Annotated in this window: 14 protein-coding genes and 1 tRNA gene; 6 read left to right on the plus strand and 9 right to left on the minus strand. The window is 71.3% G+C overall.

Translation table 11 applies throughout. From position 1 onward, the window contains the following. Window positions 1-3 precede the first annotated feature (3 nt). A complete protein-coding gene (locus tag ACLQ27_RS11880) occupies window positions 4-1,155 on the plus strand; it encodes an ArsA family ATPase (RefSeq protein WP_234583272.1) in 1,152 nt (383 codons plus the stop codon). Between the two features lie 6 nt (window positions 1,156-1,161). Here ACLQ27_RS11880 and ACLQ27_RS11885 read toward each other — a convergent pair whose 3' ends face one another. Continuing rightward, window positions 1,162-1,482, minus strand: coding sequence for a WhiB family transcriptional regulator (locus ACLQ27_RS11885; RefSeq protein ID WP_007466209.1), 321 nt, complete (start codon window positions 1,480-1,482; stop codon window positions 1,162-1,164). Between the two features lie 403 nt (window positions 1,483-1,885). On the opposite strand from ACLQ27_RS11885, the gene ACLQ27_RS11890 reads away from it, so the two are divergent. Beyond that, complete coding sequence (locus tag ACLQ27_RS11890) at window positions 1,886-4,315, plus strand: penicillin-binding protein (protein ID WP_357498101.1); 2,430 nt, start codon at window positions 1,886-1,888, stop codon at window positions 4,313-4,315. Window positions 4,316-4,396: 81 nt separating this feature from the next. Here the strand turns inward: ACLQ27_RS11890 and ACLQ27_RS11895 are convergent, their stop codons facing one another. Then, window positions 4,397-4,852 carry a GatB/YqeY domain-containing protein gene (locus ACLQ27_RS11895; protein WP_234583270.1) on the minus strand — a complete coding sequence of 152 codons (456 nt, stop codon included), beginning with the start codon at window positions 4,850-4,852 and terminating at the stop codon, window positions 4,397-4,399. 25 nt (window positions 4,853-4,877) lie between these two features. Here ACLQ27_RS11895 and ACLQ27_RS11900 point away from each other — a divergent pair, with 25 nt between their 5' ends. Together ACLQ27_RS11900 and ACLQ27_RS11905 are read left to right on the plus strand one after the other, a co-directional pair. After that, on the plus strand, window positions 4,878-5,771 hold the full coding sequence (locus tag ACLQ27_RS11900) for a metallophosphoesterase (RefSeq protein ID WP_425866728.1): 894 nt from the start codon (window positions 4,878-4,880) through the stop codon (window positions 5,769-5,771). 257 nt (window positions 5,772-6,028) lie between these two features. Further along, window positions 6,029-6,105: transfer RNA gene (locus ACLQ27_RS11905), tRNA-Pro, on the plus strand. A gap of 82 nt (window positions 6,106-6,187) precedes the next feature. On the opposite strand, the gene ACLQ27_RS11910 is transcribed toward ACLQ27_RS11905, so the two are convergent. Next, complete coding sequence (locus ACLQ27_RS11910; RefSeq protein ID WP_425866730.1) at window positions 6,188-6,661, minus strand: hypothetical protein; 474 nt, start codon at window positions 6,659-6,661, stop codon at window positions 6,188-6,190. Between the two features lie 129 nt (window positions 6,662-6,790). Here ACLQ27_RS11910 and ACLQ27_RS11915 point away from each other — a divergent pair, with 129 nt between their 5' ends. Then, window positions 6,791-8,068, plus strand: a complete 1,278-nt coding sequence (locus tag ACLQ27_RS11915) for an MFS transporter (RefSeq protein ID WP_425866732.1) — start codon at window positions 6,791-6,793, stop codon at window positions 8,066-8,068. 383 nt (window positions 8,069-8,451) lie between these two features. Here ACLQ27_RS11915 and ACLQ27_RS11920 read toward each other — a convergent pair whose 3' ends face one another. The 4 genes from ACLQ27_RS11920 to ACLQ27_RS11935 form a co-directional block, all read right to left on the minus strand. Next, complete coding sequence (locus ACLQ27_RS11920) at window positions 8,452-10,158, minus strand: bifunctional metallophosphatase/5'-nucleotidase (protein WP_357574939.1); 1,707 nt, start codon at window positions 10,156-10,158, stop codon at window positions 8,452-8,454. A 270-nt stretch (window positions 10,159-10,428) separates the two neighbouring features. After that, on the minus strand, window positions 10,429-10,884 hold the full coding sequence (locus ACLQ27_RS11925; RefSeq protein WP_357498743.1) for a lamin tail domain-containing protein: 456 nt from the start codon (window positions 10,882-10,884) through the stop codon (window positions 10,429-10,431). Between the two features lie 311 nt (window positions 10,885-11,195). After that, window positions 11,196-11,852 carry a histone deacetylase gene (locus tag ACLQ27_RS11930; RefSeq protein WP_357498741.1) on the minus strand — a complete coding sequence of 219 codons (657 nt, stop codon included), beginning with the start codon at window positions 11,850-11,852 and terminating at the stop codon, window positions 11,196-11,198. 11 nt (window positions 11,853-11,863) lie between these two features. Continuing rightward, window positions 11,864-12,643: a phosphodiesterase gene (locus tag ACLQ27_RS11935; protein ID WP_425866735.1), complete on the minus strand. Its 780-nt coding sequence runs from the start codon at window positions 12,641-12,643 to the stop codon at window positions 11,864-11,866. 170 nt (window positions 12,644-12,813) lie between these two features. Here ACLQ27_RS11935 and ACLQ27_RS11940 point away from each other — a divergent pair, with 170 nt between their 5' ends. Continuing rightward, entirely contained in the window at window positions 12,814-14,235 is a 1,422-nt protein-coding gene (locus tag ACLQ27_RS11940; RefSeq protein ID WP_425866736.1) for a diguanylate cyclase, read from the plus strand. A 121-nt stretch (window positions 14,236-14,356) separates the two neighbouring features. Here the strand turns inward: ACLQ27_RS11940 and ACLQ27_RS11945 are convergent, their stop codons facing one another. Both ACLQ27_RS11945 and ACLQ27_RS11950 read right to left on the minus strand, forming a co-directional pair. Then, complete coding sequence (locus tag ACLQ27_RS11945) at window positions 14,357-15,418, minus strand: aspartate-semialdehyde dehydrogenase (protein ID WP_357498735.1); 1,062 nt, start codon at window positions 15,416-15,418, stop codon at window positions 14,357-14,359. A 5-nt stretch (window positions 15,419-15,423) separates the two neighbouring features. Next, on the minus strand, window positions 15,424-16,689 hold the full coding sequence (locus ACLQ27_RS11950; protein WP_234583260.1) for an aspartate kinase: 1,266 nt from the start codon (window positions 16,687-16,689) through the stop codon (window positions 15,424-15,426). Window positions 16,690-16,810 lie beyond the last annotated feature (121 nt).

Below are 16,810 nucleotides of genomic sequence, written 5' to 3' on the forward strand. Positions count from 1 at the left end.
CGATTGGTGCCTTCCGAAGACGCGGCGCCGCAGCTGGACGTCGACCAGATCCTCGCCGACCCGGGCGTGCGGATCGTCGTGTGCTGCGGTGCCGGCGGGGTGGGTAAGACGACCACGGCCGCGGCGCTGGCGCTGCGGGCCGCCGAACACCACGGCCGGCGCACGGTGGTGCTCACCATCGACCCGGCCCGCCGGCTGGCCCAGTCACTGGGACTGACCGAGCTGGACAACACACCCCGCCAGGTCAAGGGCATCGACGTCGAAGCCAGCGGCGGTGAGCTGCACGCCATGATGCTGGACATGAAGCGCACCTTCGACGACGTGGTGCTCCAGCACACCGACCCGGCGAAGGCCGCGGAGATCTTCGCGAACCCGTTCTACCAGGCGATGAGTTCGACGTTCGCCGGCACGCAGGAATACATGGCGATGGAGAAGCTGGGCCAGCTGCACGCCCGGGGCGAGTGGGACCTCATCGTGGTGGACACGCCGCCGTCCCGCTCCGCGCTGGACTTCCTGGACGCGCCGGCCCGGCTGTCCCGCTTCCTCGACGGCCGGATGCTGCGCCTGCTGCTGGCACCGGCGCGCAGCGGCGGACGGAGCATGTTCAACCTCGTCACAGCCTCGTTCGGGATGTTCTCGAAGGTGGTGCAGAAGGTGCTCGGCGCGCAGCTGCTCACCGACCTGTCCGGCTTCGTGGCCGCGCTCGACTCGATGTTCGGGGGTTTCCGGCAACGGGCGGAGCAGACGTACCGCATCCTGCAGGCGCGGGAGACGGCCTTCGTGCTGGTCGCGGCGCCGGAGCCGGACGCGGTCCGGGAGGCCGCCTATTTCGCGGGCCGGCTGCGGGAGGAGAAGATGCCCCTGGCCGGCCTGGTGCTCAACCGCGTGCACCGGCCGGCGGTCCCGGAGCTGGACGCCGAGCAGAGTCGGGCCGCCGCGGAGCGGCTGGCCGAGCTGGGTGGGCACGAGGCCACCGCCGACGTGCTGCGGGCGCACGCCGCGCTGGCCCGTCAGGCGGTACGCGAGCAGCAGGTCGCCGCGCGGTTCACCGAGGCGTTCCCGGCGGTGCCGGCGGTGTCGGTGACGGCGCAGCCCGCCGACGTGCACGACGTCGACGGGCTGCGGACGATCGGCGCGGCGATCAGCCGGTCGTGACCGGCGTCAGGTGGCCGCGCTGACGAGGATCTTGTCCTTGCCAGCCTTGTCCTTGCTGTTCTTCTTCATCGCTGCCTCGAACATCTTGCGCCAGCTCGTCACCTGGGGGTGACGACGCAGCAACGCCCGGCGTTCGCGTTCGGTCATACCGCCCCACACACCGAACTCGATCCGGTTGTCCAGCGCGTCGGCCAGGCACTCGTACCGAACTGGGCAGCTCCGGCAGATCCGCTTCGCCACGTTCTGTTCGGCGCCCTGTACGAACAACGCGTCCGGGTCCCCGTTCTGACACGCCGCCAGCGACGGCCAGTCAGTGATCATGCCCATGTGTACACGTCCCCCCTTGCAGTACCTACCGACCTCGTTGCACGGCAGCCGGCAATTTCCCCCCGGTCGCCCGGCCGCCTTCCCCAAGGCGGTGCGGACGACATGTGGCGCTGTCGCCGCCATCATCATGCTCTGTAGTCGACTGATTACGCAACGTTGTCGGCGAAATCCATCATTCCGGACACTCCCGGCTTCCCGGGCTCTCGACCGCCGGTTACCCCGCCGAGGTCGGCGAAAACGCTGCGGAGCCTCCGCCAAACGGTGGAGACTCGCGCCAGGTCACACGCAACCTCGTACGGGGGGTCATGCGTTTAGCACAACGAGGGCAGCGCACGCAGGAAATGGGGAAAGACGCCCAGGCGGCCCTCGTTCCCTACTCGCGTACCATGCCGAGGTGACCTGGATGCGGAAACGTGACCACAATGTGCTGACCAACGCCGCATCGCTGCTCATATGTGGCCTGTTGGCTGGCGTGGTGGTCGCTGCGGCGGCCTTCCCCGCGGTGGCGATGTCCGGCTTGGCCGCCAAGGCCGGGGCAGAGACATTCGGCAACCTGCCGACAGAGCTGACGGTGGCCCGCGCGCCACAGATCAGCTATCTGCTGGCGTCGGACGGCAAGACGCCGCTCGCGACGATGTACGACGAGAACCGTCGCGACGTGAAGCTCGCCGACATCTCGCCGTACATGATCAAGGCCATCATCGCGGCCGAGGACCACGACTTCTACAAGCACAACGGCGTCGACATCAACGGTGTCGCCCGCGCGTTCGTCAACAACCAGAGCGAGGGCTCCGGGCGCCAGGGCGCCTCGACGCTGACCATGCAGTACGTCCGGCTGGCCATCGCCTACTCGGCCACCCACCCGGCCGACGTGGTCGCCGCGACCGAGGACACCAGCGCCCGCAAGCTCCGCGAGATGCGGCTGGCCCTGCAGGTCGACAAGGAGTTCTCCAAGGACGAGATCCTGACCCGCTATCTCAACCTCGCCTCGTTCGGCAACGGCGCGTACGGCATCTACGCCGCCAGCCAGGTCTACTTCGGCAAGCCGCCGAGCAAGCTGAAGATCGAGGAAGCCGCGCTGCTGGCCGGCATGGTGAAGGCCCCGACGACGAACGACCCGACCACCAAGAGCGGCTACCCGCTGGCGCTGGACCGTCGTAACTACGTCATCCAGAACATGGTCGACACCAAGGCCATCACCCAGCAGGAGGCCGACGCCGCCAAGGCGGTCAAGCTGAAGGTGCAGGACAAGCGCACCCCGAACGGCTGCGTCGCCACCAACGTCAACAGCTGGGGCTTCTTCTGCGACTACTTCTACCGCTGGTGGATGCAGCAGGAGACGTTCGGTTCGACCTCGTACGACCGTGAGCGGCGCCTGAAGAGCGGCGGCTACACCGTCGTGACCTCGATCGACGTCCAGGCACAGAAGGGCGCCGACGCGGCGGTCCGCCGGGCCAAGAAGGAGACCAGCAAGGAAGCCGCCATGGTCGCCGTGGTGGAGCCGGGCACCGGCCGGGTGCGGGCGCTCGCGGTCAACCGGCAGTTCAAGTTGGACGATCCGAAGAGCCCGAAGAACAAGATCTCCAGCGACCCGGCGAAGAGCAAGCGCGGCATCAAGGGCAACTACCCGGCGACGGTCAACCCGCTGCTCACCGGCGGCGACGGCATCGCCGGCTACCAGGCCGGCTCGACGTTCAAGATCTTCACGATCGTCGCCGCCCTGGAGAAGGGCATCCCCCTCAGTTATTCGTTCAACGCGCCGCAGCAGTTCAAGTCGGAATACATCATCGACAGCAACAGCCCTGCCGCCTGCTCCGGCACCCACTTCTACTGCCCGACCAACTCGGGCAAGAAGGCCGGCGGCGTGCAGAACATGTGGAGCGCCTTCGCCCAGTCGATCAACACCTACTTCGTGCCGCTTCAGCAGCAGGTCGGCGCGGAGAACGTGGTCGACGTCGCCAAGCGGGCCGGCATCCAGTTCCGGGCCAGCAACGACGCCAAGTTCGCCGCCACCAAGGACTCGGCCCACCAGTGGGGCGCCTTCACCCTAGGCGTCTCCTCCACCACTCCGCTGGACCTGGCCAACGCGTACGCGACGCTCGCGGCGGACGGCAAGTACTGCGAGCCGATCCCGGTGCAGGAGATCCGCGACCCCGAGGGCAAGAAGCTGGACATCGCCAACCCGCGCTGCGAGAAGCGGTTCAGCACCGACGTGGCCCGCGCCGCCGTGGACGCCGCCCGCTGCCCGGTCGGCGACAACTCCAAGACCAGCAAGTGCGGCAGCAGCCGTACGGCCGGCGTCGTGAAGGGCATCGTCGACGCGCCGGTGGCCGGCAAGTCCGGCACCACCGACTCCGAGAAGACCGCCGCCCTGGTCGCGATGACCAAGCAGTACGCGGTGGCCGGCATCATGGCCGACCCGGACTGGCCGCAGACCAACGTCAAGATGAAGCACGCCGAGAAGGACGGCATCAACCCGCCGGTGTACGAGACGCTGCGCGACGCCATGAAGGGCAAGCCGCGGATCAACTTCGAGCCCCCGGGCCAGAAGATCTCCGAGGGTGACCAGCGCAGCATCCCGGACGTGAAGTGCCAGCCGGTGGAGACCGCCAAGTCCCGGATCAAGGGCGCGGGCTTCGAGCCGATCGTCTCCCAGACGAAGGTGACCTCCCCCTGCCCGGCGGGCACCGCCGCCGGTACCAACCCGGACGGGCGCACCATCAAGGGCGGCCCCGTCACCATCGAGATCAGCACCGGCGGCGGCGCCGCCGGCACGCCGCCGGCCAAGAAGCCGGGGCAGCCCGGCAACCCGCCAGGCCGCCCGGGCGGCTGATCAGCAGCAGTACGCACGAACGGGCGGGCACCCTCTGTGGGGGTGACCGCCCGTTCGCATGTCCGGACTGGGCGCTGGGGATCAGAGCCCGAGCTGTCGGCGTACCTCGGCGGCGACCCGACCACCCTCGGCCTGGCCGGCCACCGCGGCCTGGGCCGCCTTCATGGCCGGGCCCATCTGGGCCTTGCCGGTGAAGCCGCCCGCGGCGAGCGCCCCCGCGACCAGCTCGGTCAGCTCGGCGTCCGAGAGCTGCTTGGGCAGGTAGCGGTCCAGCACCTCACCCTCGGCGGTCTCCTTCGCGGCCTGCTCGGCGCGGCCCGCGTCGGCGAAGGCGGTGGCCGCCTCCCGACGCTTCTTGGCCTCCTTGGTCAGCACCGCGAGCACCTCGTCATCGGTGAGCTCGCGCTTGGCCTTGCCGGCGACCTCGGCATTGCCCACGGCGGCCAGGGCCATCCGCAGCGTGGAGGTGGTCAGCTCGTCGCGCGCCTTGAGCGCGGAACGCATGTCGGCGGTGAGGCGGTCCTTCAGCGTGCTCATGGACGGTCAAACTACCCTGAACGCCATGCGAAAGCGCACACTATTCCGCCTCGCCGCCGGAACCGCAGCGGTCGGCGCGACCACACTCGCGTACGCGTCGCTCGTCGAGCGCAACATGTTCACCCTCCGGCGGTACGACGTGCCGACGCTGCCGGCCGACGCGGAGCCGCTGCGCGTGCTGCACCTGTCGGACCTGCACATGATGCCCGACCAGGCGCGCAAGCAGCGCTGGGTGGCGTCGCTGGCCGCCCTCGACCCGGACCTGGTCGTGGTCACCGGCGACAACATGGCGCACCCGGGCGCGGTGCCGGGCGTGCTGCGGGCGCTGCAACCGCTGCTCGACTACCCGGGCGCGTTCGTGTTCGGCTCCAACGACTACACCGGGCCGGTGCTGAAGAACCCGTTCACCTACTTCCTGCCCGACCGGGAGTACACCGAGGGCGTCAACCTGCCCTACGAGGAACTGCGCCAGGTGTTCACCGGCGCCGGCTGGGCCGACGTCAACAACGCCCGGACCACCCTCAAGGCCGGCGGCCGGGAAGTGGACCTCGTGGGCGTCGACGACCCGCACATCGACCGGGACGACTACCCTGCCGTCTCCGGCCGCGCCTCGTCCTCCGCCGACCTGTCGATCGCCGTGACACACTCCCCCGAGCCACGGGTGCTCGACCAGATGGCCGCCGACGGCTTCGGCCTGCTGCTGGCCGGGCACACCCACGGCGGCCAGGTCTGCGTCCCGGGGTACGGGGCGCTCGTGACCAACTGCGGCCTGCCCCGCTCGATGGCACGTGGCCTGCACCGGTGGCCGGGATCGGACTCCTGGCTGCACGTCTCCGCCGGCCTCGGCACCCACCCGACCGCACCGATCCGCTTCGCCTGCCCCCCGGAGGCGAGCATCCTGACCCTCATCCCCCGCTGACCTGTCCCGCCGCGCCTCCCCGACCGCCCCCGACCGCCCGCCCCGCCGTCGCCCCGCCCTCGTCCCCGCCGTCGCCCCGCCGCGCCCCAAGATCCGCGCAGTATCGGGGATGTTGCTGCCTCGCCGTGCCGGGAGGCAGCAACATCGGGGAAGTTGCGCGGATCTTGGCGGCTGCGGGCGTGATTCGGCCGGGTCGGGCGGCGGGGGTACCGAGTTTGACCATCGGAGCGGGTGGGCTACTATTTGTCGGCACGCCTCGGGGTGTGGCGCAGCTTGGTAGCGCGCTTCGTTCGGGACGAAGAGGTCGTCGGTTCGAATCCGGCCACCCCGACCAGAGGTAAGAGGGCACATCCGATCAATGGATGTGCCCTCTTGTGTCTGTCGGCGACGGTCACCGCCCACGGCAACCCGTGCCGTCAGTCCTGCCGTTCGGTGCGCTCGATCTCGGTGAACGCGGCAGCCAGATAGTCGTCCAACGGCACGCCCGTCACCGCCAACAGGTCGGCCACGAGCAGCGGAGCATGCCGGGCCAGGGCCGCCGCGTCCGGCCGCGACTCGTCGCCCTCGGGGTCGTACACACCGAGCGCTCCGGCGAGCAGGACGAGCACCACGTGCGGGTCCACCTCGCGACGCCACCGCGTCGCGTCCTGCACGCAGCGGGTCAGCACCTGACGGATGTCGTCGCCGGCCAGCCCTTCCGGGTGGCCCTCCTCCAGCAGGAGCCGCACCACAGTTCCGAGCACCAGACCGGACCGCTCGTCGGCCGCGAGATCAACGACCGCCTCGTCGTACGCCTGATCGTCGCGGGCCTGGGCGGCGGCGACGGCCGCCGTGGCGGTCACCGCGATGGCGCGGGCGGTAGCGGGCAGGTGGCGCCAGGTGCCGGTCATCGGGCCAGCATCGCAGACCCGGCGGACACCGACGATCGCCGTGGGGTTGGTCACGCGGCGGCCCGGGAACAGCGTCGCCGCTGCAAAACGGTTCGCGGGGCGTCACACCCACCGAACAGAATGCCGGACATGCTGCGTCGATCCCTGCCCCGCCGTCCGGAAGCCCGCCGGATCCTCCTCGGCACCCTGCTGTCGGCGATCGGGCGGGGTCTGACCCTGCCGTTCCTGTTCATCTACCTCACCGACGTACGCGGGCTCACCGACACCCGCGCCGGTCTGGTGATCGGCTGGTACGGCGTCGTCACGCTGGCGTTGTCGCCGCTGGGCGGGACGCTCATCGACCGGTTCGGCGCGCGCCGGGTGGTGGTGCCGTGTCTCGTGATCGAGGCGATCGGCACCGGTTCGCTGGCGCTGGTCCACTCGACCGGCTCGGCCCTGCTCGTGATGACCGTGATCGCCGTCGGCAGCTCGGCGATCTGGTCCGGGCAGAACACCATCCTCGCCTCGCTCACCGACGACGGTGAGCGGCAACGGGTCTTCGGGCTGAACTTCGCGCTGCTCAACCTCGGCATCGGTATCGGCGGCATGACGTCCGGCGCGATCGTCGACACGGCGCGACCCGCCACCTTCCAGACGATCTACCTGCTGGATTCGGTCAGCTACCTGATGCCGGCTCTGATCCTGTTGACCCTGCCCGGCGTCGGCCACCGACTCGGCCACCGCTCCGCCGGCGACGGGCCGTCGAGCGGCGGCTACCTGACAGTGCTCCGGGATCGTCCGTTCCGCCGGCTGGTGATCTTCGGTCTGGTCCTCACCACCTGCGGGTACGCCCAGGTCGAGGTCGGCTTCGCCGCGTTCGCGGTACGCGTCGCCGAGGTGAACCCCCGGGTGGTGGCCTGGGCGCTTGCGGCCAACACGGTGATGATCGTGCTCGCCCAACTGCTGGTGATCCGCCGGATCGAGGGGCGTAGCCGCACCGGCGCGCTCGCCGTGGTCGGGGCGGTATTCGCCGCCGCCTGGCTGGTCCTCGGTGTCGCCGGTGTGGTCAGCACCGGCAACGCCCTGGTGGCCGCCCTGTGCGTGGTGGCCTGCTCGGCGATCTTCGGCCTCGGCGAGACGCTGCTGTCGCCGGTGATGCCGGCGCTGACCAACGCGCTCGCCACCGACGAGCTGCGCGGCAGGTACAACGCCATGAGTTCGATGATCTTCGGGATCAGCGGTGTGATCGGTCCGGTGACCGCCGGCCCGCTCATCGGCGCGGCCAACGGCATGGTCTGGGTCGCGGTGGTGGTGGGCGGCTGCCTGGTCGCCTCGCTCATCGCGCGCTCCCTGCGCCGACTCCTCACCACCGATCAGGACGGCCGCCCGACGATCACCGCGCCCGCCCCGGCGCCCGCCTCCGTCTGACCCGACGCGGTAGCCACGTTCGAAGGCGCGGGCAGCCCGGACCGCGGGCAGGGCGGCGTCGCGCGCGTCCGCAAGATCATGCTCGAACCTGGATGTAGTGGCATCCCTGCGCCCGAAGGCCACTACAACCAGGATCGAGCGCGATCTTGCGGAGGCGGGCCGGCCGGCGCTGCCCGGGCCGGGCAGGCCGGCGCTGCCCGGGCCGGGCAGGCCGGCGCTGCCCGGGCCGGGGTGGGCAGGCCGCCAGGCGCGGGCCGGGGTGGGCAGGCCGCCAGGCGCGGGTAACGCGCAGGGCGGAAGCGGGCGCGGCGGTCGCCGGTGCCCGGGGACGGGTCGGGCCCCGGAGCGGGTGCTCCGGGGCCCGATCGTTGCGGGGTACGCCGTCAGGCGGCGGGGACCTCGGCAGTGGTGCGGATGCGGTCGAGCGTCGGGGCGGAGACCGGCGACTGCGCGGTCAGGTACGCCACGAACGCGTCGAGGTCGATCTGGCCGGTGACCAGGTTGGTCCCGGCGGTGAGGGCGCTGAAGCCGTCGCCGCCGCCGGCCAGGAAGTTGTTCACCGTCACCCGGTAGGTGGCGGCGGTGTCGACGGCGGTGCCGCCGATGGTGAGGCTGCCCCGGACCACGCGGGTGCCGGCGCACGGGTCGGCGGCGGTGCCGGTGGTGCCAGCCGGGTCGACCACGTAGCCGACGGTCGACGACGGGTACAGCACCCGACCGGTGACGAACTGCTGCTCCAGTACGCAGTAGAGCTGCGCGCCGGTCAGGTCCAGCGTCACGAGGTTGTTGGCGAACGGCTGCACCGTGAACGCCTCCTCGTAGGTGACCGGGCCGGCGTTGAGGTCGGCCCGGACCCCACCCGGGTTCATGAAGGCGGCGACCGCGTTCTGCTCGTCGTCGGTGGCGGCGAGCTGCGCGTCGGCGATCAGGTTGCCCAGTGGCGACTCGCCCACTGTCGTACCGAAGAGGGTTTCCTGGGTCTTGGTGATCGCGGTGGTGGTCTCGCCGACCTGGCGGTCGGCGACCGGGCCGAGCACCGTCTTGTACCTGTCGATCAACGCGGTCTGCTTCGGGTCCTTGGCGACGTCCCGGGTGACCACCACGTTGTTCGCGGCGGCCGAGAGCACGTCCCCGGACCGGCGGTCGATCTTCAGGTCGATGTCGGTGACCAGGCGGCCGAACGAGCTGGCGCTGGTGACCAGCTTGCCGTTGATGTTGCAGTTGTACGCCTGGTGGGTGTGGCCGCTGACGACCACGTCGATCGACGGGTCCATCCGGTTGGCGATGTCCACGATGGGCCCGGTCATGCCGACGCAGTCGTTGATGCCACCGGTCGCCGCCTGGGCACCACCCTCGTGCAGCAGCACGACGATCGTCTCCACGCCCTTGCGGCGCAGCTCACGGGCGTACCGGTTGGCGGTCTCCGCCTCGTCGGCGAAGGTGAGGCCCGCGACGCCCTGCTGGCTGACGATCTGCGGGGTCCCCTCCAGGGTCATCCCGATGAAGCCGACCTTGACGCCCTGCACCTTGTGGATCGCGTACGGCGCCATCAGCGGCTTGCCGGTGGCGGTCTTGAAGGCGTTGGCGGACAGGTACTGGAAGCCGGCGCCTCGGTACGGGGTGCCGTCGGCGCAGCCGTCCACCGGGTGGCAGCCGCCGTTCTGGATCCGCAGCAGCTCGGCGGCGCCCTCGTCGAACTCGTGGTTGCCGACGCTGGCGTAGTCCAGCCCGGCCATGCTCAGCGCCTCGATTGTCGGCTCGTCGTGGAACGCCGCGGAGAGCAGGGGGGACGCGCCGATCAGGTCACCGGCGGCGACGGTGATGGTGTTCTGCTTCTTGGCGGCGGCGCGCAGCTCGGCCAGGTGGGTCGCGAGATATTCGACGCCTCCGGCGGTCTGCCCGGCGATGGTGCCGCTGGACCCGCTCGGCGGTTCGAGGTTGCCGTGGAAGTCGTTGAGGGCCAGCAGGGTGACGTCGACCGGCTTCGGTCGCGCGTCGGCCTGCTCGGGAGTGGTGGCGACCGCGCCGAGCGCTGCCACCGCGAGCGCGGTCAGGCCGACAGCGGCCCGACGCATCCCGGGTATGGACATGGAACTCCTCGTGAGAATCGGCGCGTGCGGTGGCCGGCCTGTGGGTCGAGCGGCCGCTGTCGACGCCGTCGGAAGGATCGATCACGCTTGGCGGCGGTTGGGTCGTCGCCCGCCCGGCCAGCCTCTCATCCGGACGCTCACCCGTCGAGCCGAGGAGCACAGCAGAGCTGCGAATACACCGATTGGTCCACCATCGGTCACCGACCAGATCTCCTCGATCGACGTCCGCGGCGGACGCCGCCGGCCGGTCGGTCGGCGGCGTCCGCTTGCTCAGCAGGCGGTGTAACTGCCCTTGCTGCCCCAGGAGCAGGAGTCGATCTGCTTCCCGGCGGAGTCGCGCAGGTACGCGCTGTCGCCGGTGTTGTTCCAGATGTACGCGCCGGATCCCCAGTAGCGGTGGGTCGAGGTGTTCCGGCCCTTTCCAGTGTGGATGTAGACACTCGCTCCGGCGGCGAGGCGGACGTCGCCACTGAAGGTGTAGACATGGCGCGCCTTGTCCCGCAGCGTCCAGGACTTCAGGTTGATGGTGCTCGACCGCCGGTTGGTGAGGCGGACGTACTCCGCGTTCAGGCTGGAGTTGGAGCGGTTGTCGCTGCCGGGCGAGTTGTAGTAGACCTTGGTGATCTGCACCGACGGAGTCGCGGCCTGCGCCGGTCCGGCGGTGGCCAGCGTGGCAGCGAGCGTCCCGGCGAGCGCGAGCGCGAGACCGATCATCTTCTTCGTCATTCCGTCTCCTCACTCCGTGCGCCGGCCGACGAGCGCCGACGCGGTCGTTCCACGTGTGACGTGGAGCGCTGACGCTAGCGGCGGGACGGGGCGGGCGTGGCCAGCGAAGAGGACGCGTCGCCAACTCGATCCGGGCGGTGGAGCGTGGTGCGCCGGTCGGTGCGCGGCGACGCCGCCCGGCAGTTCGGACCGGTCGACCTTCGGACGCGTCCGGACTCTCACCGGCCGGTCCATCCGGTCCGATGATCCCACCGGTCGATCCGGCCGGTGGATCATCGCCGCCGATCCGGGCGGAAGCTGGACTTGGCCGATCAGCCGGTGGTGAGCGCGTCGCGGACCAGAGTCGTCACCGCGTCGGGCGGCCAGCCGCCCGCGACTCCGGGACGCTGTGCCAGGTAGTCGACGATCCGCTCGGCGGGCCAGCCGTGTGACTCGCGCAGCCCTCGGGCGATCATGCGCAGGTAGGTCGGTGCCGGTGGCCGGCAGCGCACGGCCGACGCCGGCTCGGGGGCGGTGAAGGTGAGCATCGGAACGCCGGCGCGCAGCCCGGGGCAGATCAGGGTCTCGTAGCGGCCCGGGCCGAGCGTCGCCCGCCCCTTCGCGACGGCGGTGTCGACAGCCGCGCCGGTCGCCGGAATGAGGTCGGCGGTGTCGCCCGTCGGGCGGTACATCTCCTGGGCGGCGATGTCGGTGAACTGCTCGATGGTGACCAGGTAGGCCCGCGCGGCGGCCTCGCCCGGCAGCTGCGGGTCGTAGAACGCCATCCCGCCGGTCCACGCGCCGGACTCGCCGGCGAAGTAGATCCCGCCCGGCAGCCACACCGGCGCCGACCGGCTCGGCGGGCGGGGGTCGCGGCAACCCGGGTACGTCCGCCGACCGCCGGGCGGGCAGCCGCCGACGATGTACCAGGCCAGCCGGGCGGCGTGCATGTTCGAGCCGTACGCGACGTACCAGACGGTGCCGGGCATGGGCGGCGGGCTCAGAAGCCGCAGGTCTGGCCGGCCGAGTGGCTGACCTGTACGACGTGGGTCGTGCAGCCGTCTGGCTCGATGCGGTGCAGCAGGAAGGCGGTCGGCTCGGCGACCCAGCCGATCACCTCGTCGGCGGCCATCGTGAGGGTGCTCTGCTTCCAGGTGCTGGGTGCCACGGTGAGCACCGTGCCGGCGTACCCAATGGTGACCGGACGGTGCAGGTGCCCGGTGGCGACCCGCACGACGTGCCGGTGCCGGCCGATCACCTCGGCCAGCGCGGGCCCGTCGGCGAGCCGGATGGCGTCCGCCGCCGGGATGCCGACCGCGACCGGCGGGTGGTGCAGGAAGATCGCGGCGGGAACGTCGGGCCGACCGGAGAGCACGCCGTCGAGCCAGGCGAGCTGCTCCTCGCCCAGGTTGCCGCCGCCGCTGCCGGGGGTGAGCGAGTCGAGCACGACGACAGTCGCCGCCTCGTGGTCGACGTGGTAGTAGGCGGAGAACCCGCCGCCGAGCCAGGGTGTGCCGCCGAACGCGTCGAGCAGCGACTCCCGGTCGTCGTGGTTGCCGGCGGCCAGGTACACCGGCAGCGGGAATCGGCCGATCAGCTCGCGCAGCGCCGCGTACTCGTCGGGTCGGCCGTGGTCGACCAGGTCGCCGGTGATGACCACGCAGTCGGGTCGCGGGCGTAGGGCCAGCACCCGGCCGAGCGCCCGGTGCAGCCCGGCGGCGGGCTCGGCGGCGAGCAGGCCGGTGGTCACGTGCGGATCACTGAGCTGGGCGATGAGCATGAGTGCTCGCCTCCTCGGCGACGGGAGTTCCACGCTATCGCCCGCCGCTTCTTCCCACAGGCTGCGTCCACAGCCTGTGGATAGCACATGTGTACGAAGCTCGGGGCGGTCCCGTCGGCGTGGGTACGCTTGATCGCGCAGAACCCTCCCCTACCTGGAACGACGTGCGAGTGGATCATCAGCGAGTCATCCGTGACGTCACCGTCGGCCTGTCGATGGCGTCGACCGCGCCGGAGGCCTGCCGGCGGACGGTCGCCGCGCTGTCGCGCCACACCCCGGCCACCATCTCGGTGCTGCTCGAGGCCCACGACCGGCTGCGGTGCGTGGCGGCGACCGGCGCGTGGCAGGTCTTCGCGACCGTCCCGGCCCGCACCGGGATCGTCGGCCGGGTGTACGCCACCGACGTCGCGGCGGTCGTCCCGGACGTCACCGCCGACCCCGACTACCTTCCGGTACGCCCGGACGTGACCGCTGAGCTGTGCGTGCCGGTGCGCGACCCGGCGGGCCGGGTCTTCGGCGTACTGGACCTGCAGTGGAGTGGGCCGGTCGACCTGGAGCCGTGGCAGGAGACCGCGCAGCGGCTGGCGGCCCGGCTCGGCGCGCGCATCGCCGCGCTGGGCGGCCCGCCGTCGGAGAGCCGGAGCGAGAAGCTGCTCCGGCACGCCGCCGCGCTCTCCGCCGCGCCGACCGAGGAGTCCGTGATCAGCGCGGCGACCTCGGCCGCCCGGGAGGTGTCCACCCTCTCCACCGCGGTGCTGCTGATCGGCGGCCCGGAGGGCGCCCAGCTCGGGCCGCCGCCGCTGGCGGGGTGCGAGTTGGAGACCCGCATCCGGGCCGAGTTGGCCGAGGCGGGGCCGGAGGCTCTCGGCCGGATGATCGACCGGGCGCACCGGTACGGCGCCGGCTACACACTGGGCGAGGCGGGCCACCCGCCGACCGAGGACTACCGGCCGCTGACCCGGGCCGGGGTACGCACGCTGATCGCCGTTCCGGTGGGTCCATCGGACGTCGGTGGGGCGCTGCTCGTCGCCGACGAGCGGGCGCTGCGGCCGGACCCGACCACGGTCAGCCTGATGGAGCTGCTCGCCGGGCAGGTGTGGACCAGCCTGGACCGGCTGCGTACGCTCGCCCGGCTGCGGGAGCAGGCCAGCTCGGACCCGCTGACGGGGCTGCGGCACACCGGCCCGTTCGGGCAGCGGATCGCGGCGGCCACCCCGGGGCGTACGGCTCTGCTGGCGATCGACGTGGACGGCTTCAAGACGGTCAACGACACGTACGGCCATCAGGCCGGCGACCAGGTGCTCGTCGGGTTGGCGCGGGCGCTGGAGGGGGCGTTGCGCCACGGCGACGAGCTGTACCGGATCGGCGGCGACGAGTTCGTGGCGGTGATCGAGGTGAGCCGTCCGGAGGAGGCGGTCCGGATCGCCGAGCGGTTGACCGAGGCTGCTCGCCGGACCGGTCGCACGATCAGCGTGGGCGTCGCCCTCCCCCGCCCCGGCGAGTCCCCCGACCGCACCCTACGAAGGGCCGACCAGGCCCTCTACGCGGTAAAACGCCAGGGCCGAGACGGAGTCCACCTGGCCGCGGCGTGAACCTCCCCGCCGATCTTGCACTTTCGGTCGTCGTTTCGTCACCTTCACGCCTTATGCGGGGACAGAAAGTGCAAGATCGGCGCGGAGAGGGGCGGGGGGCGAGGGTGCGGGTGGGGCGGGGCTAGGGGGTGCGGAGTTCCTTGGCCAGGAGTTCGGCGATCTGGGCCGTGTTGAGGGCGGCGCCCTTGCGGAGGTTGTCGCCGGTGACGAAGAAGTCGAGGGCGCGCGGGTCGTCCAGGGCGCGGCGGATGCGGCCGACCCAGCTCGGGTCGGTGCCGACCGCGTCGATCGGCATCGGGAACTCACCGGCGGCGGGGTCGTCGACGAGGATCACGCCGGGGGCGTTGCGCAGTGCCTCGCGGGCGCCCTCGGCGTCGACCTCGGTGGCGAAGACCGCGTGCACGGCCACCGAGTGGCCGGTCACCACCGGCACGCGCACGCAGGTGGCGCTCACCTTGAGGTCGGGCAGGCCGAGGATCTTCCGCGACTCGTTGCGGATCTTCATCTCCTCCGACGACCAGCCGCCGTCGGCCGGCGAGCCCGCCCAGGGCACCACGTTGAGCGCCAGCGGCGCCGGGAACGGGCCGAGGTCGTCGCCGACCGCCTGGCGGACGTCGCCGGTACGCGAGCCGAGCGCTCGATCCCCGGCGACCTTGGTGAGCTGGTCGTGCAGGATGTCCACGCCGGCCTTACCGGCGCCGGAGACCGCCTGGTAGGAGGCGAGCACCAGCTCCCGCAGGCCGTACTCGCGGTGCAGGGGCGCGACCGCGACGATCATCGCGAGGGTGGTGCAGTTGGCGTTCGCGATGATGCCCCGGGGCCGGTTGCGGACCTGCTCGGGATTGATCTCCGGGACGACAAGTGGGACGTCCCGGTCCATCCGGAAGGCGCCGGAGTTGTCCACGGCGATCGCGCCCCGGGCGACGGCGATGGGCGCCCACTCGGCGGAGACCTCGTCGGGCACGTCGAACATCGCCACGTCGACCCCGTCGAACGCCTCCGGGGTCAGCGCCTGGACGACGATGTCCTCGCCCCGGCAGCGCACCCGCCTGCCGACCGAACGCTCGGAGGCGAGGAGCCGGATCTCACCCCAGACGTTGCGACGCCCGCTGAGCAGCTCACACATCACGGTGCCGACGGCACCTGTCGCTCCGACCACGGCGAGGGTGGGCAGCGCCGTCATCGGCGCTACCTACCCGTCCCGGCGTAGACCACGGCTTCGGTGTCGCCGCCCAGCTCGAACTGGTCGTGGATGGCGCGGACCGCGGCGTCGAGGTCGGTGTCCCGGCAGACGACGGACACGCGGATCTCGGAGGTGGAGATCATCTCGATGTTGACCCCGGCAGCGCCGAGCGCGGCGAAGAAGCCGGCGGCCACGCCGGGGTGCGAGCGCATGCCGGCGCCGATCAGGGACACCTTGCCGACGTGGTCGTCGTAGAGCAGGCCCTTGAACTTGACCGGCTCCTGGATCTTGCTGAGGGCGGCCATCGCGGTCGGGCCGTCGGCCTTGGGCAGCGTGAACGAGATGTCCGTCCGGCCGGTGCCCTCGGTGGAGACGTTCTGCACGATCATGTCGATGTTGATCTCGGCGCCGGCGACGGTGTCGAAGATCCGCGCGGCGGCACCCGGCTCGTCGGGCACGCCGACGATCGTGATCTTGGCCTCGCTGCGGTCGTGCGCGACCCCGGTGATCAGTGCCTGCTCCACGGAAAGGTCCTCCATCGATCCGGTGACCATCGTGCCGGTGTTGGTCGAGTATGACGAACGGACGTGGATCGGCAACCCCGCCCGGCGGGCGTACTCCACGCTACGCAGGTGCAGCACCTTCGCGCCGCACGCGGCCAGCTCCAGCATCTCCTCGTAGGTGATGTCCCGGATGTGGCGGGCGTTGGGCACGATCCGCGGGTCGGCGGTGAAGATGCCGTCCACGTCGGTGTAGATCTCGCAGACGTCGGCGTGCAGCGCGGCGGCGAGCGCCACGGCCGTGGTGTCCGAGCCGCCGCGGCCCAGCGTGGTGACGTCCTTGGTGTCCTGCGAGACGCCCTGGAAGCCGGCCACGATGACCACCGAGCCCTCGTCGAGCGCGCCCTTGAGCCGCCCCGGGGTGACATCGATGATCCGCGCCCGGCCGTGCACCGAGGTGGTGATCACACCGGCCTGCGAGCCGGTGAACGAGCGGGCCTCGTACCCCAGGTTGTGAATCGCCATGGCCAGCAGGGCCATCGAGATCCGCTCCCCGGCGGTGAGCAGCATGTCCAGCTCGCGGCCCGGCGGCAGCGGGCTGACCTGGTTGGCCAGGTCGAGCAGCTCGTCGGTGGTGTCCCCCATCGCGGAGACCACCACCACCACGTCGTCGCCGGCCTTGCGGGCGGCGACGATGCGCTCGGCCACCCGCTTGATCCGCTCGGCGTTGGCGACGGAGGACCCGCCGTACTTCTGCACAACGAGTGCCACGACGGTGCACTCCCTCCCAGTGACCCTGAGCGTGCCGACGCCGCCGGAACCGGGGCCGGCGGCGCGTGTCAGACCCCATGAGGGTATCCGGCGGGTCACGGCGGCGGGTCGGGTGATCCCA

This window comes from Micromonospora sp. DT63, from assembly GCF_049841615.1.
GTDB lineage: Bacteria > Actinomycetota > Actinomycetes > Mycobacteriales > Micromonosporaceae > Micromonospora.

Bases quoted from the DNA above. Each gene is read 5' to 3' on its own strand.
- ACLQ27_RS11885 (WP_007466209.1), bottom strand. From the start codon at position 1,482: ATGGGCATGATCACTGACTGGCCGTCGCTGGCGGCGTGTCAGAACGGG.
- ACLQ27_RS11945 (WP_357498735.1), bottom strand. From the start codon at position 15,418: ATGACGGCGCTGCCCACCCTCGCCGTGGTCGGAGCGACAGGTGCCGTC.
- ACLQ27_RS11900 (WP_425866728.1), top strand. From the start codon at position 4,878: ATGCGAAAGCGCACACTATTCCGCCTCGCCGCCGGAACCGCAGCGGTC.
- ACLQ27_RS11890 (WP_357498101.1), top strand. From the start codon at position 1,886: ATGCGGAAACGTGACCACAATGTGCTGACCAACGCCGCATCGCTGCTC.
- ACLQ27_RS11920 (WP_357574939.1), bottom strand. From the start codon at position 10,158: ATGTCCATACCCGGGATGCGTCGGGCCGCTGTCGGCCTGACCGCGCTC.
- ACLQ27_RS11915 (WP_425866732.1), top strand. From the start codon at position 6,791: ATGCTGCGTCGATCCCTGCCCCGCCGTCCGGAAGCCCGCCGGATCCTC.
- ACLQ27_RS11910 (WP_425866730.1), bottom strand. From the start codon at position 6,661: ATGACCGGCACCTGGCGCCACCTGCCCGCTACCGCCCGCGCCATCGCG.
- ACLQ27_RS11895 (WP_234583270.1), bottom strand. From the start codon at position 4,852: ATGAGCACGCTGAAGGACCGCCTCACCGCCGACATGCGTTCCGCGCTC.
- ACLQ27_RS11930 (WP_357498741.1), bottom strand. From the start codon at position 11,852: ATGCCCGGCACCGTCTGGTACGTCGCGTACGGCTCGAACATGCACGCC.
- ACLQ27_RS11935 (WP_425866735.1), bottom strand. From the start codon at position 12,643: ATGCTCATCGCCCAGCTCAGTGATCCGCACGTGACCACCGGCCTGCTC.
- ACLQ27_RS11925 (WP_357498743.1), bottom strand. From the start codon at position 10,884: ATGACGAAGAAGATGATCGGTCTCGCGCTCGCGCTCGCCGGGACGCTC.